21 protein-coding genes are annotated in these 23,571 nt (G+C 69.2%); 9 read left to right on the forward strand and 12 right to left on the reverse strand.

The genetic code is table 11. From position 1 onward, the window contains the following. Positions 1–12 precede the first annotated feature (12 nt). Positions 13–1,668, reverse strand: a complete 1,656-nt coding sequence (locus QM774_RS10970; protein WP_414975904.1) for a TM0106 family RecB-like putative nuclease — start codon at positions 1,666–1,668, stop codon at positions 13–15. 133 nt (positions 1,669–1,801) lie between these two features. Here QM774_RS10970 and QM774_RS10975 point away from each other — a divergent pair, with 133 nt between their 5' ends. Together QM774_RS10975 and QM774_RS10980 are read left to right on the forward strand one after the other, a co-directional pair. Continuing rightward, positions 1,802–2,563 carry a DUF6474 family protein gene (locus QM774_RS10975; RefSeq protein ID WP_414975905.1) on the forward strand — a complete coding sequence of 254 codons (762 nt, stop codon included), beginning with the start codon at positions 1,802–1,804 and terminating at the stop codon, positions 2,561–2,563. 9 nt (positions 2,564–2,572) lie between these two features. Beyond that, positions 2,573–2,968 carry a hypothetical protein gene (locus QM774_RS10980; RefSeq protein ID WP_414975906.1) on the forward strand — a complete coding sequence of 132 codons (396 nt, stop codon included), beginning with the start codon at positions 2,573–2,575 and terminating at the stop codon, positions 2,966–2,968. A gap of 106 nt (positions 2,969–3,074) precedes the next feature. On the opposite strand, the gene QM774_RS10985 is transcribed toward QM774_RS10980, so the two are convergent. The 5 genes from QM774_RS10985 to QM774_RS11005 are packed head-to-tail and all read right to left on the reverse strand — an operon-like array spanning position 3,075 to position 11,283. Further along, a complete protein-coding gene (locus tag QM774_RS10985) occupies positions 3,075–4,628 on the reverse strand; it encodes a succinic semialdehyde dehydrogenase (protein WP_414975907.1) in 1,554 nt (517 codons plus the stop codon). A gap of 36 nt (positions 4,629–4,664) precedes the next feature. After that, positions 4,665–5,150, reverse strand: coding sequence for a ribonuclease E activity regulator RraA (rraA, locus tag QM774_RS10990; protein WP_414975908.1), 486 nt, complete (start codon positions 5,148–5,150; stop codon positions 4,665–4,667). A 53-nt stretch (positions 5,151–5,203) separates the two neighbouring features. Then, positions 5,204–8,560 (reverse strand): bifunctional lysylphosphatidylglycerol synthetase/lysine--tRNA ligase LysX, encoded by a 3,357-nt coding sequence (lysX, locus tag QM774_RS10995; RefSeq protein ID WP_414975909.1) that lies wholly within the window; start codon positions 8,558–8,560, stop codon positions 5,204–5,206. Between the two features lie 24 nt (positions 8,561–8,584). Continuing rightward, positions 8,585–9,769: a lipase family protein gene (locus QM774_RS11000; protein WP_414975910.1), complete on the reverse strand. Its 1,185-nt coding sequence runs from the start codon at positions 9,767–9,769 to the stop codon at positions 8,585–8,587. Beyond that, on the reverse strand, positions 9,769–11,283 hold the full coding sequence (locus QM774_RS11005) for a M28 family peptidase (protein WP_414975911.1): 1,515 nt from the start codon (positions 11,281–11,283) through the stop codon (positions 9,769–9,771). Before QM774_RS11005 ends, QM774_RS11000 begins: the two co-directional genes overlap by 1 nt. Positions 11,284–11,426: 143 nt before the next feature. Here QM774_RS11005 and QM774_RS11010 point away from each other — a divergent pair, with 143 nt between their 5' ends. From QM774_RS11010 to QM774_RS11020, 3 genes are read left to right on the forward strand one after another with little or no spacing between them, the layout of a single operon-like run. Continuing rightward, complete coding sequence (locus QM774_RS11010; RefSeq protein WP_414975912.1) at positions 11,427–12,041, forward strand: TetR/AcrR family transcriptional regulator; 615 nt, start codon at positions 11,427–11,429, stop codon at positions 12,039–12,041. 14 nt (positions 12,042–12,055) lie between these two features. Continuing rightward, the gene (locus QM774_RS11015) at positions 12,056–12,289 is read left to right on the forward strand and encodes an RNA-binding S4 domain-containing protein (RefSeq protein WP_414975913.1); all 234 of its coding nucleotides are present in this window, start codon (positions 12,056–12,058) and stop codon (positions 12,287–12,289) included. Beyond that, positions 12,282–12,590 (forward strand): YdeI/OmpD-associated family protein, encoded by a 309-nt coding sequence (locus QM774_RS11020; RefSeq protein WP_414975914.1) that lies wholly within the window; start codon positions 12,282–12,284, stop codon positions 12,588–12,590. The genes QM774_RS11015 and QM774_RS11020 overlap by 8 nt, the downstream gene beginning before the upstream one ends. 3 nt (positions 12,591–12,593) lie before the next feature. On the opposite strand, the gene QM774_RS11025 is transcribed toward QM774_RS11020, so the two are convergent. The 3 genes from QM774_RS11025 to gltB form a co-directional block, all read right to left on the reverse strand. Next, on the reverse strand, positions 12,594–12,746 hold the full coding sequence (locus QM774_RS11025; protein ID WP_414975915.1) for a hypothetical protein: 153 nt from the start codon (positions 12,744–12,746) through the stop codon (positions 12,594–12,596). Between the two features lie 219 nt (positions 12,747–12,965). Beyond that, on the reverse strand, positions 12,966–14,420 hold the full coding sequence (locus QM774_RS11030; protein WP_414975916.1) for a glutamate synthase subunit beta: 1,455 nt from the start codon (positions 14,418–14,420) through the stop codon (positions 12,966–12,968). Further along, the gene (gene gltB, locus QM774_RS11035) at positions 14,413–19,008 is read right to left on the reverse strand and encodes a glutamate synthase large subunit (RefSeq protein ID WP_414975917.1); all 4,596 of its coding nucleotides are present in this window, start codon (positions 19,006–19,008) and stop codon (positions 14,413–14,415) included. Before gltB ends, QM774_RS11030 begins: the two co-directional genes overlap by 8 nt. A gap of 253 nt (positions 19,009–19,261) precedes the next feature. On the opposite strand from gltB, the gene QM774_RS11040 reads away from it, so the two are divergent. After that, positions 19,262–20,269: an alpha/beta hydrolase gene (locus QM774_RS11040; protein WP_414975918.1), complete on the forward strand. Its 1,008-nt coding sequence runs from the start codon at positions 19,262–19,264 to the stop codon at positions 20,267–20,269. On the opposite strand, the gene QM774_RS11045 is transcribed toward QM774_RS11040, so the two are convergent. The 3 genes from QM774_RS11045 to QM774_RS11055 are packed head-to-tail and all read right to left on the reverse strand — an operon-like array spanning position 20,216 to position 22,546. Further along, positions 20,216–21,385: an alpha/beta fold hydrolase gene (locus QM774_RS11045; protein ID WP_414975919.1), complete on the reverse strand. Its 1,170-nt coding sequence runs from the start codon at positions 21,383–21,385 to the stop codon at positions 20,216–20,218. The two genes, QM774_RS11040 and QM774_RS11045, sit on opposite strands and share 54 nt — an antisense overlap. Further along, positions 21,327–21,968, reverse strand: a complete 642-nt coding sequence (locus QM774_RS11050; RefSeq protein WP_414975920.1) for an NAD-dependent epimerase/dehydratase family protein — start codon at positions 21,966–21,968, stop codon at positions 21,327–21,329. Before QM774_RS11050 ends, QM774_RS11045 begins: the two co-directional genes overlap by 59 nt. After that, the gene (locus tag QM774_RS11055) at positions 21,965–22,546 is read right to left on the reverse strand and encodes a TetR/AcrR family transcriptional regulator (RefSeq protein ID WP_414976651.1); all 582 of its coding nucleotides are present in this window, start codon (positions 22,544–22,546) and stop codon (positions 21,965–21,967) included. Before QM774_RS11055 ends, QM774_RS11050 begins: the two co-directional genes overlap by 4 nt. A gap of 154 nt (positions 22,547–22,700) precedes the next feature. Between QM774_RS11055 and QM774_RS11060 the strand changes: the two genes are divergently transcribed. The 3 genes from QM774_RS11060 (at position 22,701) to QM774_RS11070 (ending at position 23,553) form a co-directional block, all read left to right on the forward strand. Further along, on the forward strand, positions 22,701–23,291 hold the full coding sequence (locus QM774_RS11060) for a DUF937 domain-containing protein (RefSeq protein ID WP_414975921.1): 591 nt from the start codon (positions 22,701–22,703) through the stop codon (positions 23,289–23,291). Between the two features lie 66 nt (positions 23,292–23,357). After that, positions 23,358–23,426, forward strand: a complete 69-nt coding sequence (locus tag QM774_RS11065) for a type II toxin-antitoxin system ParD family antitoxin (RefSeq protein ID WP_414976652.1) — start codon at positions 23,358–23,360, stop codon at positions 23,424–23,426. Further along, positions 23,413–23,553, forward strand: a complete 141-nt coding sequence (locus QM774_RS11070; RefSeq protein WP_414975922.1) for a type II toxin-antitoxin system RelE/ParE family toxin — start codon at positions 23,413–23,415, stop codon at positions 23,551–23,553. Before QM774_RS11065 ends, QM774_RS11070 begins: the two co-directional genes overlap by 14 nt. The last annotated feature ends 18 nt before the right edge of the window (positions 23,554–23,571 follow it).

The raw sequence follows: 23,571 nt of genomic DNA on the forward strand, positions 1-23,571 counted from the left end.
GATCCGGCGCCCTTACGGACCGCTGTGCCGCTGTCCCTGCAGGATCTCGTCGGCGGTCGGCAGGGCGAGGATCTCGGTGGAGCTGAGCCACTCGCGCAGAACCTTGGTGGCCTGCACGTCGTCCTCGTTGTACTGAAGCAGCCGCTCCCGCTGGGTCAGGTCCGTCGGACCGTCGTCCAGACCCACCGCGAGCGCGTACCACTCCATGGAGGCTTCCCCGCCGGCCTCGTCGTCGCGCCAGCCGAAGCCGGCGACCGGCGCGATGCGTTTGAGCCCCTTGCCGTCGGGGCAGATGAAGTTGGCGTTCACGGCCTCGTAGATGTCCACCCACTCGTCGGAGTCGATGAACGCATCCACGTCCGCGCGGCTCGGCACGCCCGGCTGTCCGGCGAACCGGTCGGCGCTGCCGCGCAGCCACCGGTTCTCGGCCTGCTGCGAATAGCAGTAGGCGGCGAACGTCTTGCCCTGGGCGTGCGCCTGCGCGCGACGCCGCATCAGCCACGTCCAGAACTCGCCGAACGAGCGGCCCTCGTCCTGAGTCGGCAGCGGATCCCAGGTGACGAAGGCGCGGTAGACGACCGGTTCGGGGTCCACGTTGTCGGTCAGGAGGGTGCCCCACATGTAGGCGCCGCGTTCGCCGTAGCTCTCCATGTCGACGTCCACCTCGACGTCGGCGCGCTGCACCTGCGGCCGGTCCAGGCGCCGCACCAGCGGCACCCCGAGCCGGCGGCAGTTCGCGTTGACGACCGCGTCACGGAACGAGACGTTGTTGGGCCACTCCTCGGGCGCCTCGCCGCGATAGGCGGCGAGCTGGGCGACGGTGGTGATGCCGGCGTCCTGCAACGCCGTACCGCCGGCGCCGCCGATCACCAGGCTGACGTCGTCGGCGGCGATCAACTGCGCTTCGCAGTGCGGCCACAACGCACAGCTGCGGCATTCGTTGACGCGCCGCGGGCGCGTCGGCACCAGGCCCTGAGCGATGGCCCGGCGCCGTGCCAGCAGGTCGTCGTATTCGTCCATCACCTCACCGAGCGGGACGACGGCGATGCAGTCGGCGTCGACGCCGATCACTCCACCGACCCACTCGCGGCGATCGGCGGACACCGCATAGTCGAGGTCGCCGAGCATGGCGGCGAGCTGTGCCAGACGCAGCGTGTCCCGCCGGTTGGCGCGCATGATGCGGGTCGCGTCCGGTTGCGGCCTCCACTGCCCCAGCGGGCTGGTCCGCAAGGCCGGCGGAGGCGCCTCGGGGTCGCGTTCACCCTTGACCGGGACCGTCGTCCGGTGGTTGACGATGATGATCGGGATGTAGCCGTCGCCGTCCCGGACCAGAACCTCGGCGTGACCGCGCCGCCCCTTCTCCTCGTCCGGCGGGAACGCGGCGTGCAGAATCCATTCGGCGTCCGTCGCGCAGGCCGCGAGGGTCGCCGCGACGCGGTCCCGGAGGTTCGCGTGATCGTCGACCACGGCGACCGCATCGGGCCGGGCCGCCTGCAGGTCGAGGAGGGTCGCGACGACGGCTTCGCGGTGAGCCTGCGCCGCCTCGATCCGGCGGGCCGCCTCCGTCGACTCGACGAGCGGCGCCCCCCGGTCGACGGCGGCGAAGTCCAGGGCCAGTCGATGCTCGCAGCCGGTGAGGTTCCGGGCACCGAGCACCGCCGAATCCACCTGGCCCCTCCCCTGCAGAGATCTCGCGCCGACCGGACCACTTCCCTCGGCTGTGCATGCCTACGTTACTGACACTTATGGAATGCTGGTAGCAGTCACGGTCAAGCAGGCCGGGAAGGGTGAAAGGACATCCATGCCGAGCTCATCGTCCCGCGAGGCGAAGCGCCATCAGCGCCGCGTCGAGAGGAAGATCCGCAAGGCCGAGCGCAAAGCGGACCGCAAACAGCGCAGGTCCGCCGCCAAGGCCGAGAAGAAGGCCACCGAGCAGAAGGCGCGAATTCAGGTGCGGGCCGGCGCGGATGAACAGAATCGCGCCCTCCGCAAGCAGCTCAAGACGCAGCGCAAGCATCTGAAGAAGAGCGAACGCGAGCAGCGCCGGACCGCCAAGACGACCAGCAAGGCGCAGCAGAAGGCCGCATCCGCCGAGGCGAAGAACCTCGCTGCACAGGCGAAGGCGGCCGAGAAGCAGGGCCTGCTGCATCCCACCAAGGTGAAGCGCTACCTGAGCGTGGCCAAGATGCTGGCCCCGATCGCCGGACCGGTCATCTACCGCGGTTCGATCGCCGCCCGCCAGCAGATCAACGAGCTGCAGGCCCGCCGTGCGGGCGTGCCGTCTCATCTGCTGAATCAGTACGGCGGTCCGACCGCGGCCCAGCGCGCGCGGATCGACCAGACCCGCGCCACCACCGAGCGGGTCGCCGCCCAGGAGACCACCGACGAAGGCGTCGCCTTCGTTCAAGCGATGAACGGCCGCCTGGACAATCTCGTGATCGCAGCCGATGCGGCCGACACCATGCCGCCGACCCAGCGTCGTGCGGCGCAGCGCGCCATCGACAACGAGCTGACCGCGATCGACAACGATCTGCTCGCCCGACTGAACGTCCACCCGTCCTAGGAGACCGACATGGCTGACACCGAGCCGAACGAGCCGAAGAAGACCCCGGCCAAGAAGACCGCCGCCAAGAAGACGGCGGCGAAGAAAGCGCCTGCGAAGAAGACCGCGGCGAAGAAGACCACCGCCGCCAAGAAGACCACCGCGGCGAAGAAGGCCCCGGCCACGAAGACGGCGGCGAAGAAGGCGACCACCACCACGTCGCAGACCGCGCCGGTGTCCGCGGCGCCGGCCTCGCCCACTCCTCGCCTGGACGACGCGGTGGCGCGCGCCGACGCCGAACGATTCCGTCAGCCGGCCCGGCCCACCCAGCTGCCGGGCGACGGTGTGCCGCCGGCCGCGATCGCCGCAGCCGCGGCGGCCGTGCTGGCGCTGCTGATCGTCATCGTGCGCCGCCTGCGCTCCTGACCTGGCGAGGCGCCGCCAAACAGTGGCGAGGAGCGGCCGCCCGGGGGCTATCTGCCCCCGGACCGCCTGTGGCCGCCACTTCTGCGCAACGCCCCCCCGGCGCCGACTAGCGGCCCGGCAGGTACTTCAGCGTGCGGACCGCCGTCGGGATCAGCTTCTGGTACAGATCCTTCGGCACCACCGGCATGTCATCGATGCCGATGAAGCGCTGCGTGGCGATGGTCTGCGACTCGCAGTACTTGACGATGCCTTCCTCGCCGTGGCGCCGGCCGACGCCCGAGATCCCCATGCCGCCCATCGGCGCGGCGGTCGAACCCCACGCGGCGGCGTAGCCCTCGTTGATGTTGACGGTGCCGGCCCGCAGCTGCTCGGCGATCTTCTGCGCCTCGGCGTTGTTGTCGGCCCACACACTGGCGTTGAGGCCGTACTCGGTGTCGTTGGCCTTCTCGATGGCCTCGTCGATCGAATCCACCGGGTAGACCGACACGACCGGACCGAAGGTCTCGTTGCGGCAGCAGGTCATCTGATCGGTGACGTCGGCCAGGACTGTCGGCTCGTAGAAGAACGGTCCGAGGTAAGCTCGCGCGCGGCCGCCGGCCAGGACGGTGGCGCCCTTGGCGACGGCGTCGTCGACGTGCTCGGTGACCGTCTTGATCTGATCCGCCGACGCCAGCGAACCCATGTCGGGGCCGAGGTCGTAGCTGGCCGACAGGGTCATGTTCTTGACGTGGTCGGCGAAGCGGCGGCTGAACTCGTCGGCGATGGAACGCTCGACGTAGATGCGCTCGATCGAGATGCACAGCTGCCCCGAGTTGGAGAAGCAGGCACGGGCGACACCGGGGATCGTCTTGTCCAGATCGGCGCCGGCGGTGACGATCAGCGGGTTCTTGCCGCCGAGTTCGGCCGAGAAGCCGATGAGGCGCTTGCCCGCCTGCTGGGCGAGGGTGGCGCCGGTGGCCGACGAGCCGGTGAACATCAGGTAGTCGACGCTCTCGGCGATGGCCTGACCGACCACCGAACCGGGGCCCGGGACCACGGCATACAGCTCCTTGGGCAGACCCGCCTCGTACAGCAGCTCGGCGAGGGCGAGCGCGCAGTACGGGGTGTTGCTGTCCGGCTTGATGACGACACCGTTGCCGGCAACGAGGGCCGCGACCGCGTCGGACACCGCGAGGGTCAGCGGGTAGTTCCACGGGCTGATGACGCCGACGACACCCTTCGGCTGGTACCGCACCCGCACGTCGGTGGCGCCGGGCAGCATGCCCTGCACCTTGTGCTCGGCCAGCATCTTGGGGCCGTTCATCGCGTAGTAGCGGGCGGTGAGGGCGACGTCGACGGTCTCCTCCTGCGCATAGGTGCGCGCCTTGCCGGTCTCGGCCTGCGCGATGTCCATCAGGTCCGATGCGTTCGCGTAGACCAGCTCGGAGAAGCGGTTGATGACCTTGGCGCGGGCGGCGGCACCGCGGGCGGCCCACTCCTTCTGCGCGGTGCGGGCGCGTTCGACGGCCAGATTCAGGTCGGCTGCGGTGCCGACCGGGATGGTCGCCATCTCCGTGCCGCTGAACGCCTCCAGCACCGGCTTGGTCTTGCGCTTGTCGGCGTCGTCGATGGCGACGAGCGCCTTCAGCCGCGCGAAATAGTCAGGAGTGGGCTTCGGCATGGGGTTCCTTTCGACGGCGTCGAGGTTCAGGAGAGGTCAGGAGGCGGCGACGAGGACGATGCCGTCGTCGTCGGAGTAGACGGTGTCGCCCGGGGTGAAGGTGACGCCGCCGAGGTCGACGGGCACGTCGCGCTCACCGGCTCCGGTCTTGGTGGACTTGCGCGGGTTGGTGCCGAGCGCCTTGACGCCGATCGCCATGCCGCCGATGGTCTTGGCGTCGCGGATGGCGCCGTTGGCGATGATGCCGACCCAGCCGTTGCTGCGGCCGAGTTCGGCGATGATGTCGCCGACCAGCGCGGTGTGGACGGAACCGTCGCCGTCGATCACCAGGACGCCGCCCGGGTTGGGCTCGGAGAGGATCGACTTCAGTAGGGCGTTGTCCTGGAAGCAGCGGACGGTGGTCACGGTGCCGACGAACTCGCGGTTGCCGCCGTACTGGGTGAACTGGGTGTCGCAGCTGCGGACGTCGGCGCCGATCTCGTCGACGAGGTCTGCGGTGGGAGTGAATTCGAGCGCGGTCATGGCTTCGAGTCTAAGCGTCCCCTCACCCGGCTGTGAGAGCCAGGTCACCGCGGTCAGCGCGGTTTGACCAACGGGAACGACAGGACGTCGCGGATGGGGCGGCCGGTGAGGAGCATGACGAGGCGGTCGACGCCCAGTCCGAGACCACCGGTGGGCGGCATGGCGTACTCGAGGGCGGTCAGGAACTCCTCGTCGAGTTCCATCGCCTCCGGATCGCCGCCGGCGGCCCGCACCGACTGTTCGGTGAGTCGCCGCCGCTGTTCCAGCGGATCGGTCAGTTCGGCGTAAGCGGTGCCCAGTTCCATGCCCCACGCGACCAGATCCCAGCGCTGCGCCAGTCGGGAGTCGTGGTCGTGGGGCCGGGTGAGCGGGGACGTCGACGACGGGAAGTCCGTGTAGAAGGTGGGGAAGGTGGTGGTCGACTCGACGAGCTGCTCGTACAGTTCCTGGACCAGTTCCCCGGCATCCCAGTCATGGCGGTATTCGATGCCGCGGGCGCGGCACAGGTCCCGGAGTTCGGCCGCCGGCGTGCCGGGTCCGACGGTGCGGCCGACGGCCACCGAGACGGCTTCGTGGACCGGCACCACCGGCCAGCGTCCCGACAGGTCGATGCGGGTGGGTGCACCCTCGCCGTTGTCGCGCACCAGCACGGGTTCGGAGTTGACGGCGGTGGCGGCGGCGCAGATGAGTTCGCGGGCGGTGTCCATCATCGTCAGATGGTCGCCGTGCGCCGCATAGGCCTCGAGGGCGGTGAACTCGGGGTTGTGGGAGTGGTCGACTCCCTCGTTGCGGAAGTTCCGGCCGATCTCGAAGACCTTCTCCATCCCGCCGACACACAGTCGTTTGAGGTACAGCTCCGGCGCGATCCGCAGGGAGAGGTCGAGGTGATAGGCGTTGATGTGGGTGCGGAACGGTGCCGCCGCGGCGCCGCCGTGGACGGCTTGAAGGATGGGCGTCTCCACCTCGGTGTAGCCGTCACCGGTGAGGTGATCGCGGAGCGCCTTGACGATGCGGCTGCGGGCGACCAGCACGTCACGGCTGCCCGGGGCCACCATCAGTTCCAGGTAGCGCCGCCGCACGGCCAGCTCCGGATCGGTCAGGCCCCGCCATTTGTCGGGCAGCGGGTGCAGGCACTTGCCGTTGAGCCGCCAGGAGTCCGCCAGTACGGACACCTCGCCGGTGCGGCTGGCGCCCATCACTCCGGCGACGCCGACCAGGTCGCCGAGGTCGATGCTGCGGGCGAAGTCGGCGCCGTCGATGCGGTGCGGTTCGACGAGCACCTGGACGGCGCCGGTCTGGTCGTGCAGTTCGGCGAACACGACGCCGCCGAAGTCGCGGAGGCGCAGAATCCGTCCGGCGACGCTGACCGCGGTGCCCGGTGCGGCGGCCCGGGCCGCGGCGACGTCGTGGCTCGGCGGCTGGGCGGTGGGATAGGCGTCGAGGCCGCCGTCGGTGAGGGCGGCCAGCTTGTCCAGGCGCACGCGCGTCTGACCGCTGCGGCGGGGCTCGGTGACCGCGGCGGTCCTGGCGGTGCGGTCGAGTTCGGCAAGCAGAGCCGCCAGGTCGAGGTCGGCGGGCACCGCCGGTTCGCTGCCTTCGGCGGCGGTGCGCGGGATCCGCGGCGACGGCCACGGGATCAGGCCTTCGCTGATGATCGCGGCGGCGCCGACCCGCAGGATGGAGCGGGCGTCGTCGAAGCACAGGAACCGCGGCACCCATTCGGGCTGGTACTTGGCGTTCGACTTGTACAGCGATTCCATCTGCAGATACTTCGACGACGCGGTCAGCACCCGGTGACAGAGCGCGACGACCGGTCCGGCACCCAGTTCCTCGTACCGGCTGAAGATGCCGCGGAAGGTCGCGAAGTTCATCGAGAAGCGGCGGACACCGAACCGCGGCGCCTCTTCGGCGAGCGTGCTGACCATCGTCTCGACCACCCCGTTGGGGCCGCTGCGATCGCGCCGCATGAAGTCCAGGGACACCCCGGTCGGCCCCCACGGAACGAAGGTCAGAAGACCGATCTCGGTGCCGGCGGCGTCCACCGCCTCGACCACGAGGTTGTCGCCGTCCTCCCGGGACGGCGCGCGGCCCAGCGCCATCGCGAAGCCGCGCTCGTTCTCGCTGTCGCGCCACTCGTTGGCGCGACGGTCGAGTCCGGCGAGGTCGGCGTCGGACAGTTCGGCCATCCGGCGGATGCGGACGGTCACACCCTGGTTGCGCAGTCGGCTCACGGCGCCCCGGACGCTCTTCATCTCCGGGCTCGACAGGGTGAACTCGTCGGGATGAACCACCGCCTCGTCGCCGATGGTGAGGGCCCTCATGCCGGCGTCGGTGTAGGCCTGCGCGCCGCGGGTGCTGGCACCGAGCACCGCCGGATGCCAGCCGTAGGTCTCGCAGAGGGCGATGAACTCGGCGATCGCGTCGGGCCACGATTCGGGGTCGCCGACCGGGTCGCCGGCGGCCAGGCAGGTGCCCATCTCGACGCGGTAGGTGATCACGGCGCGCCCGTCGGGGGCGAAGACCGCGGCCCGGTCGCGACGGGTCGCGAAGTAGCCGAGCGAGTCGTCGTCGCCGTAGGCCCGCAGCAGCGCCCGGATGAGCCGTTCGTCGTCGGGGGTGATGAGCGATGCGAGGCGCTGGGAACGGAACAGGACGACGGTGGCCGCGATCAGGGCGAGGGCGCTGAACAGGCCCAGCACCGCATCGACTCCCGGGGCGGCGTGCTCGCCCCACAGGGCGCGGGTGTCGACGGAGGCGAACACGACGTGGTTGACGGCGTAGGCCAGGTAGCGGCCGCGATCGACGGTGCCGGGTCCGAGGGCCACCACTCCCCAGCCGAGGAGCGAGCCGATCGCGAGTCCGCCGGCCAGCACTCCGGCCGCCGCGAAGATCGCTCCGCGGCGGACGCGGGTGGTGAACTGGTTCTGCGCGAACAGCAGGACCAGCAGGCAGGCGAGCGTGATCGCCAGTCCGGTGCCGGCCTCGGCCGGATGGACGTGCAGCCGCATCCGGTGGAGCAGAAGGTCTTCGAGGTCGCGCGCCGCCATGAAGGCGAGCAGCACGACGGTGACGAGCCAGGCGATCCGCTTGCGCTTGGTCAGCGAGGCGGCGAGCAGAGCGAGCGCCACCACCCAGCCGAGGTTGGTGCCCGGCAGCGGGAACACGCAGTGGTCGATGAAGGCCCGGGGCTCGGCGATCAGTCGCCGGAACGGCGGGATCACCGCGGACAGGAACGTGATGGTGGCGAGGATGCTCATCACCGTGCCGGACCACCGCGGTACCCGGCCGGCGACGCCGTCGGGTCGCGCGATCCGCCGGACGGCGGCCAGTGAGCGGCGGTTGGCCGACGCCTGCCGTCGGGCCTGTGCTTCCGCCTTGCGCGTTGTCCCCCGGTCGAGCGCAGTGTTCATCCCGGGAAATCTAGTCTCACCGGCTTAACCGGTGCTGTGAACCTTCCTTGCCAGCCATGTGGAGACCTCGGCGGCGGCCTGAGGGGCGCGGGGCACCGTGGAGTGGCCGGCGGGATGGGTGGCGAACGTGACCGCGGTTCCGCGCCGGCGGTAGAGGTCGGCGAGCCCGGAGACGAACGGTGCGGGCGCGACCTCGTCGACGAGTCCGGCGTCCATCCGGACCGGTAGTCCGGCCGGCATCTGCAGACCGGCGACGTCGTTGCGGCGGGCGATGGCGGCCAGGCCGGCCTTCGCCGCCGTGCCGCGCAGACCGAGCAGTTCCGACGGCGCCAGCGCACCGAAGGATCGCTCCGAGGACAGATCCCGGTAGCACCGGGTCTCGACCTGCGGCATGAGCCGCTGTGCACGGACGCTGAGACCGCCGTGATCGATGGTCCGGGCGAACGCGCGGTCCACGGTCTTGCCGCCGGAGATGAGCAGTGCGGCCAGGCCGACGAGCTCACCGGTGGCGGAACCGGCCTTGACCGGTACCTCGGCGACTCCGTCGACGATGTCGCCCATGCGGGTCGGCGGCGTCACCGCCGCGGCGGCCCGCAGCCGGAGGTCTCCCCAGTCCCGCGCCGGCTCGGCGGCGGCGAACAGTGCGGCGACCGCGCCCTCGGAGTGTCCGGCGACCACCACGTCGCGGCCGATCCGGGGATCGGCGGCGACGGCGCCCTTCGCCGCGTCCACCATCGATCGGGCGAGTGACGACCCGATCAGGTAGGGGTGCGGTCCGGGACTCCCGATGCCTTCGTAGTCGGGCCGCACGACGGCGAACCCCCGCTTCAGCAGGCCGGAGACGATGAGGTCGCCGGAAGTCATGTCGGTGAGCGCGGAGCTTCCCGCCGCCGCGGTCGACGGCGCGCAGGCGTCGGCGCCGCCGGTGGTCATGTGTCCCCACACGGCGAGCGGCCAGCCGCCGGCCGGCGGACGCTTCTTGGGCGTCAGGAGTGATCCGGTCAGCGTGATCGGCTCGCCGGTCACCGAGGTCGACGGGTAGCGGATCAGCGACGCCCCGGCCGCCGGCGGCAGTGCGACGAGGGGGTTGTCGATCGGGGTGAGCACGACGCCCTCCGGTGCCGCGTCGGCGACGCCGGCTCCCCGCCCGAGGCCGACGACCGCCACGAGGGACAGCAGTGCGGCGGCGGCCCGTCGTGAGCCGCGCATCACGGCACCAGTCCGATCGAGGCCGACGGGGTGGCCTGCAGTCGTTCGATCACGTCCCGGAAGAACAGGGCGACCGGTCGCAGCTGAGTGCGGTCGATCTTGTCGAGGGTGTCGGCGTCGTCGTACATGTACATCGGTCCGCAGATGAAGCTGACGATCGGCACCCCGGCGGTGAGGACGAAGGACGCGTCGGTCGGGATGCCGCTGTCGATCAGCTGGAACGGTGAGGCGTTGAGCAGGTTGGCGGCTTTCACGTTGCGTCGCGAGAGGGACTGGGCCATCGCCGCCTTCAGTGCGGGATTGACGTTCTCGAAGATGCCTTTCGGTTCGGCTTCGTCGGTGGTGATCAACCGTCCCGCGCGCGTCTTGCGGGCGTATTTGCCGACGTGCTCGATGGTGGCGTTGCCGACGATCCGGTACGGGGTGGCCTTCCGGGTGATGTATTTGTCGACGAACGCCTGGTGGGCTTGATAGCCGGTGAAGTGGGTGTCGAAGGTGATGAACATCAGCGTCTTCGCGGGACGCCGGGCGCGGCCGGCCGTGACGGCCCGCCCGTAGTGGTCGGCGAGCGCCATGACCTCCGCGGCGCCGGTGGCGTCCTCGACGGCGCCGGGGCCGATCGAGTCGTGGTGGGACTGGACCATCAGGGTGTCGCGGCTGCGGCCGTTCAGGATGCCGATGACGGTCCGTCCGGTGACGGCCCTGCGCTGCACGGTGAGATCGATCCGTGCCCGGTGGCCGTGGCGGGCGAGCAGCGCCCGCAGCCGTGCGCCCTCCTTCCTGGTGACCCACATGCCGGGGATCGTCATCGCCAGTTTCCGGTAGTACTCGTTGTGGTAGCGGTTCGAGTCGAAGTAGTCGCGGAGTACGCCGACGAAGCCGACGGCCCCGGCCTGCTGGGCGTTCCGGATGGTCGACTCGAGCGACGTGAGGTACGGGTTGGCGGTGAGCATCATCTCCGGGTCGACGAGTTCGCCGGTGGGGTCGTTGATGTATTCGGTGAGCGGGAGCAGCCCGGCGGTGGGCAGGTAGAAGGCCAGGTCGAAGAGGACGATCTTGCCCTTCACGTTCTTGCCGTCGATGCCGCCCGCGCCGATGTCGACCACGGGGGCGCTCCGGCCGTTCGGGCCGGTGGTCCGGGTGCCGGCTTTCGCGTCGGCCGGGATGAACGAGTGCTGGACCGGGAAGGCGTCGATGGCGGTGCCGGCGACGGACAGTCCGGCGTTCGAGGCGTGCCAGTCGTATGACGTCGACTGTTCGGTGTAGACCCGGTCGAGTCCCACGCCGCGGAAGCGGTTCTGGATGTAGTCGGCGGTGGCGGCTCCGCCCGCCGACCCGGTGGCCCGGGGCGCGAATCCGACCAGGTCGGCAGCGGTGGAGTAGATCGCCTCGGAGGACAGCGGCGAGCCGGCGGCCTGCGCCGGGCCGGTGCCAAGCGGGGCGGCGAGCCCGATCGCGAGGATGCCCGCCACGGCTGTCGCCGCTCCTGCGATCCACCTGTTCAGCTTCGTCACCGCGTACCCTCTTCCCTGGTCCGGGCACCACACCCGGAGTAACGTACGGATCCGTACTTTATTGGAGGGGGTTCGCGATCACGCCGGAATCGGGAAAGTCGTCCGACTCCGTCGCGCCTGTCGCCGACGGAGTCTTCTTCACCGTGCCGCCGCGTCTTCCGCGCGGACCGCACGGTCTGAGCCGGGACGAGGTCCTGACCATCCAACGCGAACGGCTGATGATCGCGTACACCGAACTCGTCGCCGCGCACGGCTTCCACGCCACCGGCATCGGCGACGTGGTGAAGCGCAGCGGCATGTCCCGGACCGCGTTCTACGACTGCTTCGACGGCCTCGACGCCTGCGCGGACGCCGCCTGCCAGCGATTCATCCAGGTGCTCGTCACCGAGATGACGGCCCACCTGGCCGACGTCGGCAACGATCTCCCCGCCGTGATCGGCGCCTATCTCGGGGCGCTGCAACGCGACCTGGTGGTGGCCCGGTGCTTCCAGCTCGAGTTCGACGCCGCCGGACCGGTCGCCCGGGAGCGGCGCCGGACCGCACTCACGCTGATCGCCCGCCTGCTCCTCGACGAACACCGCCGGATGGCCGCCGACGACCCCGCCCTCGACCCGGATCTGGACCTGGAGGTCTTCCTCGGTGCGGTCTACGCGGTCCGCCAGCTGGCCTCCGATCGTCTCGACACCGAGCCCGCACCGGACCTTCCCTCACTCGAACCGCAGCTGTCCGGGTGGCTCACCCGCAGCCTGCGGCGTTAGGGGACAATGGACGCGTGGACGACATCGACGCGGTACCGATCAGCGACGACAGCATCCGGCTCGGGCAGTTCCTGAAACTGGCGAGCCTGATCGACACCGGCGCCGACGCCAAGATGGTGATCGCCGACGGCCTGGTCGAGGTGAACGGTGAAACCGAGACCCGGCGCGGCCGGCAATTGCGGGACGGCGACGTCGTCGAGATCGGCGGCGTCAGCGTCCGCGTGGCCGCGCAGAGCCCCGATGCCTGACACCCCCGTCTCCGGCGGAGTGGTGCATCCGCTCCCCGACGACCTGCGCGCCGCGATCCTCGGCGGCGAACGCGGTCAGGGCGACGACGGGAGCCCCTCGGTGGGGCGAAGCGTGCTGGAGCTGTGGGAGGACCTGACTCCCCTGGCCCGCAACGAGTTCATCTGCTGGGTGGGCGACGCGAAACAGGCCAAGACCCGTACCCGGCGGATCCGCCGGACGTGCGAGGAACTCGAGGACGGCATGAGGCGGCCGTGCTGCTGGCCCGGGTGCGCGCACCGCGAGCGGACCGGCAAGGCCTGAGACTCAGTGAGCCGGTTTGATCCGGTTCAGTTCTTCGGGCGTGATGAGGCGCTCGCGCTGCTCGGCGAGTGAGCGCGGCGCGCGCAGACGTCCCCAGAAGTTACGTGCGACGGCGACAGCCGGTCGTCGAAGCCGGTCGGTGGTTCCGGCAGTCATGGATCTCCGCCCCCTTGCGGCAATCGATCAAACATCTCGGTCACCGAATACGTCGTACCCGGCGCGGCAGACGTTACTACCGGAACCGCAGGTCAACCGGCCGGGACGGGAAAAGTGACGACCATAACGTGATGTTCCGGGCCGAAAGTCCCGGCCCGGAACGACGACGACCCCGGAGCCGGGAGGGCGTCCGGGGTCGTCGGTGCGACGGGTCGGCGGCTACCGCTGAGCCACCTGGGTCGGCACGATCGGAGCGGGCAGCTCGGTCTCACCGGTCAGGTAGGCGTCGGCCGCCGCGGCCGCGGAGCGGCCCTCGGCGATCGCCCACACGATCAGCGACTGTCCACGGCCGGCGTCACCGGCGACGAACACGCCGGGCAGTCCGACGGCGGCGAACGAGTCGTCGCGGGCGATGTTGCCGCGCGGGTCGTATTCGACGCCCAGCTTGTCCAGCAGGTCGTCGCGCTCGGGGCCGACGAAGCCCATCGCCAGCAGTACGAGCTCGCACTCGAGCTCGAAGTCGCTGCCGTCGACCTTCTCGAAGCGCCCGTTCACCATCGTGACCTCGTGGGCCTTCAGGCCGGACACCGCGCCGTTCTTGCCGACGAACTGCTCGGTGTTCACGCTGAACACACGCTCGCCGCCCTCCTCGTGAGCCGAGGAGACACGGAACATCAACGGGTAGGTCGGCCACGGCGTCGAGTCGGCGCGCTCGGCCGGCGGCCGCGGCATGATCTCGAACTGGTACACCTTCTCGGCACCCTGACGCAGGGCGGTACCCAGGCAGTCGGCGCCGGTGTCGCCGCCGCCGATGATGACGACCTTCTTGCCCTTCGCCGTGATCTGGTCGGGGACGGTCTCGCCGATGGCGGTGCGGTTGGCCTGCGGCAGGTATTCCATCGCCTGATGGATGCCGTCCAGCTCGCGGCCCGGGATCGGCAGGTCGCGGCCGATGGTGGAACCGTTGGCGAGCACCACCGCGTCGAACTGCGCGCGCAGGTCGTCGACGGTGACGTCGACGCCCACGTTGACGCCGGTGCGGAAGACGGTGCCCTCGGACTCCATCTGCTCGAGCCGGCGGTCGATGATGTGCTTCTCCATCTTGAACTCGGGGATGCCGTACCGCAGCAGGCCGCCGATGCGGTCGTTGCGCTCGAACAGGGTCACCGAGTGGCCGGCGCGCGTCAGCTGCTGCGCGGCGGCCAGACCGGCCGGGCCGGAGCCGACGACGGCCACGGTCTTACCGGTCTTCTCCGACGGCAGCACCGGGAACACGTTGTCGTCCTCGAACGCCTTCTCGATCAGTTCGACCTCGACCTGCTTGATGGTCACGGCCGGCTGGTTGATGCCGAGGACGCACGACGCCTCGCACGGCGCCGGGCACAGCCGCCCGGTGAACTCCGGGAAGTTGTTGGTGGCGTGCAGACGATCGATGCCGGCTTCCCAGCGGCCCTTGTAGACCAGGTCGTTCCATTCGGGAATCAGGTTCCCGAGCGGGCAGCCGTTGTGGCAGAACGGGACACCGCAGTCCATGCAGCGGCTGGCCTGAGTGGTGAGCGTGTCGCGATCGAACTTGTTGTAGACCTCGTTGAAGTCCAGCAGTCGAAGGTCGACGGGACGCCGGGTGGGCGTCTCACGCTCGGTGTGCTTGAGAAAACCTCTGGGATCAGCCACGAGCCGCCTCCATGATCGCTTCGTTCACATCTCGTCCGGTGCGCTCGGCGACGTCGATGGCGTCGAGCACCCTCTTGTAGTCGCGCGGCATGACCTTGCGGAACTTGGTCTGGGCGACCGCCCAGTTTCCAAGGATCTTGGCCGCGATCGGCGACCGGGTCTCGTCCCGGTGCTCGGTCAGCATGTCCTGCAGGTACGTCAGGTCCTCGTCGTCGAGATCGACCAGGTCGACGAGCTCGGGGTTGAGGTTCTTCTCGAACGTCCCGTTGCGGTCGAAGACGTAGGCGACGCCGCCCGACATGCCGGCCGCGAAGTTGCGTCCGGTCTCGCCGAGCACGATCACGCGGCCACCGGTCATGTACTCGCAGCCGTGGTCGCCGACGCCTTCGACGACGGCGTGCACGCCGGAGTTGCGGACGCAGAAGCGTTCGCCGGCCACACCGCGCAGGAAGATCTTGCCGGCGGTGCCGCCGAAACCGATCACGTTGCCCGCGATGATGTTGTCTTCGGCGACGAAGTCCTCCGGCGCGTTCTTGGACGGCTTGACCACGATCTTGCCGCCGGACAGGCCCTTGCCGACGAAGTCGTTGGCGTCGCCGGTCAGGCGCATGGTGATGCCGCGGGGCACGAAGGCGCCGAAGCTGTTGCCCGCCGAACCGGTGAAGGCGATGGAGATGGTGCCGTCGGGCAGTCCCTCCGCGCCGTACGCCTTGGTGACCTCGTGGCCGAGCATGGTGCCGACCGTGCGGTTGACGTTGGTGATCGGCGACTCGATGAACACGCGGGTGCCCGACTCGATGGCCGGCTGCGCCTTCTCGATGAGCTCGTTGTCCAGGGCCTTGTCCAGACCGTGGTCCTGCTTGCCGGAGCAGTACAGGTCCTGGTTCATGAACGGCGAGTCCGGGACGGCGAGGATCGGCGACAGGTCGAGCTTGCCGGCCTTCGCGTCCTTCCAGTGGGCGATCGCCTTGCTGGTGTCGAGGGCCTCGACGTGGCCGACGGCCTCCTGCAGGGTGCGGAAGCCGAGCCGCGCCAGCAGCTCGCGCACCTCTTCGGCGATGTACAGCATGAAGTTCTCGACGAACTCCGGCTTGCCGGTGAACCGCTCGCGCAGCAGCGGATTCTGCGTCGCGACGCCCACCGGGCAGGTGTCCAGGTGGCAGACGCGCATCATCACGCAGCCCGAGACCACCAGCGGCGCGGTGGCGAAGCCGAACTCCTCGCCGCCCAGCAGTGCGGCGATCATCACGTCGCGGCCGGTCTTCAGCTGGCCGTCGACCTGCACGACGATGCGGTCGCGCAGACCGTTGAGCAGCAGGGTCTGCTGCGTCTCGGCCACACCGATCTCCCACGGGGCGCCGGCGTGCTTGAGCGAGGTCAGCGGGCTCGCGCCCGTGCCGCCGTCGAAGCCGGAGATCAGCACCACGTCCGCGTGTGCCTTGGAGACGCCCGCGGCGACGGTACCGACACCGAGCTCGGAGACCAGTTTCACGTGAATCCGCGCCTGCGGGTTCGCGTTCTTCAGGTCGTGGATCAGCTGCGCGAGATCCTCGATCGAGTAGATGTCGTGGTGCGGCGGCGGCGAGATCAGGCCGACGCCCGGCGTCGAACCGCGGACCTCGGCGACCCACGGGTACACCTTGTGCGGCGGCAGCTGACCGCCCTCACCCGGCTTGGCGCCCTGCGCCATCTTGATCTGGATGTCGGTGCAGTTGCTCAGGTAGTGGCTGGTCACGCCGAACCGGCCCGACGCGACCTGCTTGATCGCGCTGCGGCGCCAGTCGCCGTTCTCGTCGGGGCTGAAGCGACGGGGATCCTCGCCGCCCTCCCCCGAGTTCGACTTGCCGCCGAGACGGTTCATCGCGATCGCGAGGGTCTCGTGCGCCTCGGCCGAGATCGAGCCGTAGCTCATCGCGCCGGTCGAGAATCGCTTGACGATCTCGCTGGCCGGCTCCACCTTGTCGATCGGGATGGGGTCCCGGTCACCGAAGTTGAAGTCGAACAGACCGCGCAGCGTGCCGAGTCGACGAGCCTGGTCGTCGACCATCTTCGTGTACTCCTTGAACACGCTGTACTGGCCGGTGCGCGTGGAGTGCTGCAGCTTGAACACCGTGTCCGGATTGAACAGGTGGTACTCGCCTTCGCGGCGCCACTGGTATTCGCCGCCGACCTCGAGTTCGCGGTGTGCGCGCTCGGACGGACGCTCGGTGAACGCCAGCTCGTGACGCGCGGCGACCTCGGCGGCCAGCTCGTCCAGGCCGATGCCGTCGAGCTGGCTGCGCAGACCGGTGAAGAACTCGTCGACGAGGTCCTGGCTCAGGCCGATGGCCTGGAACAGCTGGGCACCGTTGTACGAGGGCACCGTCGAGATGCCCATCTTGCTCATCACCTTCAGCACGCCCTTGCCGGCGGCCTTGATGTAGTTGGCGCGGGCCTTGGCGAAGTCGGCGGCGTGATCGCCGGTCGCACCGGTGAGGGCACCCGAGTCCAGCATGTCCTCGATCGTCTCGAAGGCCATGTACGGATTGACGCCGGCGGCGCCGAAGCCGATGAGGAGCGCCATGTGGTGGACCTCGCGGGCGTCACCGGATTCGACGACGATGCCGGCGCGGGTCCGGGTGCGCTCGCGCACCAGGTGGTGGTGGACCGCCGACGTGAGCAGCAGCGACGGGATCGGCGCCATGGTCTCGTCGGACTCGCGGTCGGACAGCACGATGATCCGCGCGCCGTCGGCGATGGCGGCCGACACCTTGGCGCGGACGTCGTCGAGCGCCTTGCGCAGACCCTCGCCGCCCTCGGCGACCGGGTACAGGCCGTGGATCTTCACCGACGGGAAGCCGGTGCCCTTGCCGTCGATCTCGACCAGGCGGGCCAGGTCGTCGTTGTCGAGGATCGGCTGGCTCAGCACGATCTGCTTGGCCGAGTCCGGGCCCGGGTTCAGCAGGTCGCGTTCACCGCCGATGCGGGTCGACAGGCTGGTGACGATCTCCTCGCGGATGGCGTCGAGCGGCGGGTTGGTCACCTGCGCGAACAGCTGCTGGAAGTAGTCGAACAGCATGCGCGGGCGGGCCGACAGGACCGCGACGGGGGTGTCGGTGCCCATCGAGCCGATCGCCTCGGCGCCGGTGGCGGCCATCGGCGACACGAGGAGGTTCAGGTCCTCGTTGGTGTAGCCGAACAGCTGCTGCCGGTGGGTGATCCGGTCGTGGTTCATGTGCACGTGCGGCGGCGCCGGCAGATCCTCCAGGCGCACCTGGTTCTCGTCGAGCCACTCCTGGTACGGGTGCTCGGCGGCCAGGGCGTCCTTGACCTCCTGGTCGTCGACGATGCGGCCCTGTTCGGTGTCGACCAGGAACATCTTGCCCGGCTGCAGACGCTGACGGGAGACGACGTCGGCCGGGTCGATGTCGAGCACGCCGACCTCCGAGCCGAGGACGACCAGGCCGTCCTTGGTGACCCGAATGCGCGAGGGGCGCAGACCGTTGCGGTCCAGGACGGCGCCGACGTACTTGCCGTCGGTGAAGCAGACCGACGCCGGTCCGTCCCAGGCCTCCATGAGCGCCGAGTGGTACTCGTAGAAAGCCCGGTGCGCGGGCTTCATGTCCTCGTGACGTTCCCACGCCTCGGGGACCATCATCAGCACGGCGTGCGGCAGGCTGCGGCCGCCGAGGTGCAGCAGTTCGAGGACCTCGTCGAATCGCGCGGTGTCCGAGGCGCCCGGGGTGCAGACCGGGAAGATCTTCTCGGTCGCGCCCTCACCGAAGACGTTGGTCTTGATGAGCGCCTCGCGGGCCCGCATCCAGTTCTCGTTGCCGGTGACGGTGTTGATCTCGCCGTTGTGGGCGACCCGGCGGAACGGATGCGCCAGCGGCCACGACGGGAAGGTGTTGGTGGAGAAGCGCGAGTGGACCAGGCCGAGCGCACTCTCCACGCGGTCGTCCTGCAGGTCCAGGTAGAAGTCGCGCAGCTGCGGTGTGGTCAGCATGCCCTTGTAGACGAAGGTCTGGCCGGACAGGCTCGGGAAGTAGACGGTGTCGCGGCCCGGGCCGTCCTGGCCGGCGCCCTTCTCGCCCAGCTCGTACTGGATGCGCTTGCGCACCACGTAGGCCTGACGCTCGAGCTCCATGCCCTTGGCTCCGCCGATGAACACCTGACGGAAGGTCGGCATGGCGTCGCGGGCGAGGGCGCCCAGCGAGCTGTCGTCGACCGGAACCTCGCGCCAGCCGAGGAGCTTGAGGCCCTGGGCGTCGATGATCTTCTCGACGCCGGCGATGGCCTCGGTGACGTCGTCGGCGGCCTGCGGGAGGAACGCGATGCCGGTGGCGTATTCGCCTTCCGGCGGCAGAGTGAAGTCGACGGTCTCCCGCAGGAAGCGGTCGGGGACCTGGATCATGATGCCCGCGCCGTCACCGGTGTTGGGCTCGGCGCCGGCGGCACCGCGGTGTTCGAGGTTCACCAGTGCGGTGATGGCCTTCTCCACGATGTCGCGGCTGCGACGTCCATGCATGTCGACGACGAAGGCGACGCCACACGCATCGTGTTCGTTGATCGGGTCGTAGAGCCCGACGGGCCCCGGCATGTGCACCATGAATCTGCCTACTCCGTACGCCACGCTGCGCACTCATACGTACTGGAGAGTTCCCGGGGGTCCGTCGCGCGAATGCGTCCGGCCGGGGATTCAGCTTCATTGCTGGGGCGTTCGGGCGGCGGCGGGCTGTGCCGTTCCGCGGGTCGAACGCAGTGCCCTGATTCTGCCATGGCCCGGGCATCCGGAGCAAAATCCTTTTCCCGACCTGCGAATCCGCCGTCGCATGAATCATTTCGGCCGTATCGTCTCAAGCGTGAGCCCTCTGAACTCGACGAGCGTCTCGGCCGGGGTCTCGACCCGCCGCGCCGAAGTCTCCCGCGCCGTCAATCGCGTCATCTGGCGCGCCCCGAAGCCGATGATCACCGCCGCGAGCCGGGTTCCGTTCATCGGGGGCGCGGGGGTCCGCGCCTTCCGCCCCGCCCTCAACGCGTCTCTCGCCGCGGTGAGTCCGGTGCCGCGCGGGGTCCGGTCCACGCCGGTGGATGTGCGCACGGCCGCCGGCCGGGTGCGCGGCGAGTGGATCCACGAGCACGGCTCCGGTCGCCTCCCCGATCCGGCGAGCGGCCGCAGCATCCTCTACTACCTGCACGGCAGCGGTTACGTGATCTGTTCGCCGCGCACCCATCGCGGGCTGATCTCGCGACTGACCCGCCGCAGCGGGATCGGCGCGTTCAGCCTCGACTACCGCCTGGGTCCCGACCATCACTTTCCGGCCGGCGGCGACGACACCGTCCGCGGCTACCGGTGGCTGCTCGGTCAGGGCTGGTCGGCGGATCAGATCATCGTGGCGGGCGACTCGGCGGGCGGACATCTGGCGCAGGACCTGCTCGCTGCCAACCATCGTGACGGAGTGCCGCAACCCACCGCGATGCTGCTGATCTCGCCGCTCTACGACCCGGCGTTCGATGTGGCCGCCGCCCTCGAACGATCGGGGGTGAGCGACCCGTACATCGATGTCGGCGCCGCCAAACGGTTCCTGCGGATGTACACGGGCGACGCGGCCGCGGACCATCCGCGCATGAAGATCGCCCTCACCCCGGACATGGATCTTCCCGACACGCTCATTCAGGTGGGCGGCCGGGAGGTGATGGCCGACGACGCCCGCGCCATCCACCGGAACCTTCTGAGCGCGGGCGGAACGTCCACGCTGCAGATCTGGCCCGGTCAGGGCCACGTCTTCCAGATGTTCCCTTACTTCACCCCCGATTCACGCACGGCGGTCCGGGAGGCCAAAGACTTCCTCGACCGGCATGTTCGCTGACGTATCGAGGAGATCGGCGAGCTGCTCCGGGTGAGTCAGGTGCGGGTGATGCCCGGCACCGTCGATAACTGTGACCCTCGCATGTGCGCATCCGCCGGCGAGTTCGGCGCCGGCGTCACTGAGTGGATCGTCACTTCCCACAATCACGTGGACCGGCCCCTGCCACTTCGCGAAGAGCTCTCGTACGCGTGCCCGATGCTCGGCGGTCGCGGCGCGCGCGAACAGTGTCGCCGTGTGCCGTGCAACGCTTCCGCGCCTCAGGTCTTCAACTGCGGAAGCCACGGAAGCAGCGTGGTGCCCTTCACCGGTGAGCGTCTTCGACAACCGCGCCGGCCGTATCCGACGCAGGGATGCTCCGACAGCCTTCGGGTGTCGAGCGATCGCGCCGGGTGGATCTTGAAGAAAGTACGGCGCGACGAGGACGAGCTCTTCCACTCGTTGCGGGTGTGCGACGGCGGCCCGAAGCGCGTACTCGGCACCGATCGAATGCCCTACGAGCCGGACCCCTCCGCCGCTCGTGAGCGCGTCGAGCCAACCTCCCGGGTCCCTGCGGATGTCGCCTCGGCTGGCTCCCAGTCCCGGCAGATCGACCGACCTCAACCCCGGAACCCGGTCGACGACGGGAATCCAAGAGTCGGCGTTCAGCGGCAGTCCGGGGAGGAGGATCGACGCAGCCCTCTGGTCGCCGTAATGAAACGTCGTAACTCCGGCGATGTCGACGTACGCGCGCCGCTGCCGACCGGCACCTTTGCCGAAGCGCTGCGCCGCCAAGTGGTCGGCCCAGCGGCCGAGGGCGGCGCCCAGGTCCGGCATCGTCAGCCCTGCACGCGATGCGACCTCCTCGGCCGTAGCCGTCGGATACCGGTCGGAAGCGAGGAACGAAAGCGTCTCGGGGTCGACGTGTGAGAGAGCCGAAGGTAGATGTCTCACGAGACAAACCGGCACCCGCACACGGGGAACAGCCACCTCGTACCTCGCTCCCACTTCGCCGAGAAGGTCCGGCAATGCCGGAGTGGCGTCGTCGAGCACCCAGAAGGAGCCGCCGATCGTCGCTGGGTCATCGGCTAACGCCGCCATGAACGCGGCGAGATAGTCCGAGGTACTGGTCTGTCTCACCGGTCTGACTGTCGCCGATGACGCTCGCCGGATTCACGACCGTCCACGGCAGCCCTCGCTCTTCGGCGCTCGCCCGGAATCGAGCACCCGACTCCACCTTGGACGCCTCGTAGGGACCGAGCTCTCGATACGTACGAGCTCGATACCGGTCAGTCCACGGAGCCGGCACATCCGGGTGAGCCGCGACGCGATAGCCGGCGACGTGGATCAGGCGACGAAGAGCCGGCAGTCGCGCAGCGAAGTCGACGATGGCTTCGACCGTCGCGACATTCGCTTCGTAGGCCTCGTCGGCGGACATTCCGAATCGGTACGCTCCCGCGCAGTTGTAGACCTCGGTGACGTCGCCGAAGGCCGATGACCCCTCCGCGATCAGGTTCGGATCTGAGAAGTCGACACGAACCGTTCGCGGACCGTCATCGATTCCGTGCGACGTGAGCCACGCTCGCAACGCCTGCGCTGAGACCTCGCTGCGACCAGCGGCGACGACGTCGACATCGCGAGCGATCAGTTCACGAACAAGGGCGCGACCGATGATGCCTGACGCACCGAACACGAGAGCGCGACGGCCACTGGGCTGTGTCATCGGATGCCGCTGTCGGCGAGGTCGGCGACGACAGCGATCGCGGTACGCAGAGGCTCCACGTCTCGCCGTGCCCGAGCCAGGATCATCGCCCCTTCGGTAGTGCTCACAACGGTCGTCGCCAACGACTGCGCCGTCTGCGGATCGCAACCGTGATCGGTAAGGACGTCCGTCATCCGCCCGATCCATTCCGTGTAGGCCGCATTGCAGCGATCACGGAGCCGAGGACTGTCCGAACCCATCTCCAAGGTGACGACGGAGACCGGACAACCGAGTTCGAAGCTCCCTGACTCCAGAAGGGCGCAGAGGCTGTCACCCATGGTGCGGATGGCTTCCCCGGGACCGTCTGCGGTGCTTCCGATCTCGGAGATCATCGCGCTGAAGAGCGCGGCTGCGCTGTCGACCGCTTCGCTTCCGACCTCCTCTTTGCCGTCGGGGAAGTGAAAGTACAACGACCCTTTGGGCGCACCGGCCGCTTCGGTCAGCGCGCTGAGGCCCGTCCCGGCGTATCCGCGGCGCTGAATGAGGTCAAGCATTGCCGCAACCAGGCGGCTTCGAGTCTGGTCTCCTTTGGTCCCCATGAAGGTCAAGAATAGACCATTCGGTCTATTCTTGCTCGGGCCGGCCTGTTCGCTCCTGAAGAACAGACCGATTCCCCTGTCCCCCAACCCGATTCTCGTGACAGAATCGGGACAGACGCGGCGACCGCTGCGGAAACGAAAGTGAGTACTTCCCATGGCTGATCTCAACGATCTCATCAGCAAGCTGCCGATCGACGACCTTGCCAAGCAGGTCGGCGCCGACCCGAGCGCCGTGCAGGCAGCGGCCGAGGCAGCCGTTCCGAGCATGGTCGCCGGTCTGGCCCACCAGGCACAGGACCCGGCCAACGCCGACAAGGTGCAGGCCGCTCTGCAGCAGCACGACAACGATCTGGCCGACAACCCGGATCCCGCCAAGATCGACACCGCCGACGGCCAGAAGATCGTCGGCAAGCTGTTCGGCGGCGCGCAGGGCACCGATCAGGTGGCGCAGGCCGTCTCGCAGCAGGCCGCGGGCGCCGACCCGAGCCTGGTCAAGAAGCTCCTCCCGATGCTGGCTCCGATCGTCATGAGCTACGTGATGTCGCAGATCACCAAGAGCAAGGGCGGCGCCACCGGCGGCGGCAACCCGCTCGAGGCCGTTCTCGGCGGCCTGCTCGGCGGCGGTGCCGGCAGCAAGCTCGGCGGCGGCCTCGGCGGCGTGCTGGGCAGCGTCCTGGGCGCATCGGCCGGTGGCGGCGGCAACCCGCTCGGCTCGATCCTCGGCAGCGTTCTCGGCAAGAAGTAGTCGAGTCCTCTGACACGAAGGCCGTGCGTCGCCCCTCGGGCGGCGCACGGCCTTGTCGTTTGCTCCATGATTCAGGGTGAAGAGAGCGGTGAACCCGAGCCGTTCGACTTCGACGCCTTCATTGCGGCGAAGTGACGACGTGCGTGCCGGATACCGCAAGTACGCGACAGGCAGCCACCTCGTCTTCTACGTCCAGGCCGGCGAGTCCGTCGACATCATTCGCATCCTGCATCGGCGGATGGACCCCGCCCGCCACCTGTGATGGACGATCACCGGCCCG

The sequence above is a fragment of the Gordonia sp. (in: high G+C Gram-positive bacteria) genome, assembly GCF_047600565.1.
In the GTDB taxonomy this organism is placed as follows: domain Bacteria; phylum Actinomycetota; class Actinomycetes; order Mycobacteriales; family Mycobacteriaceae; genus Gordonia.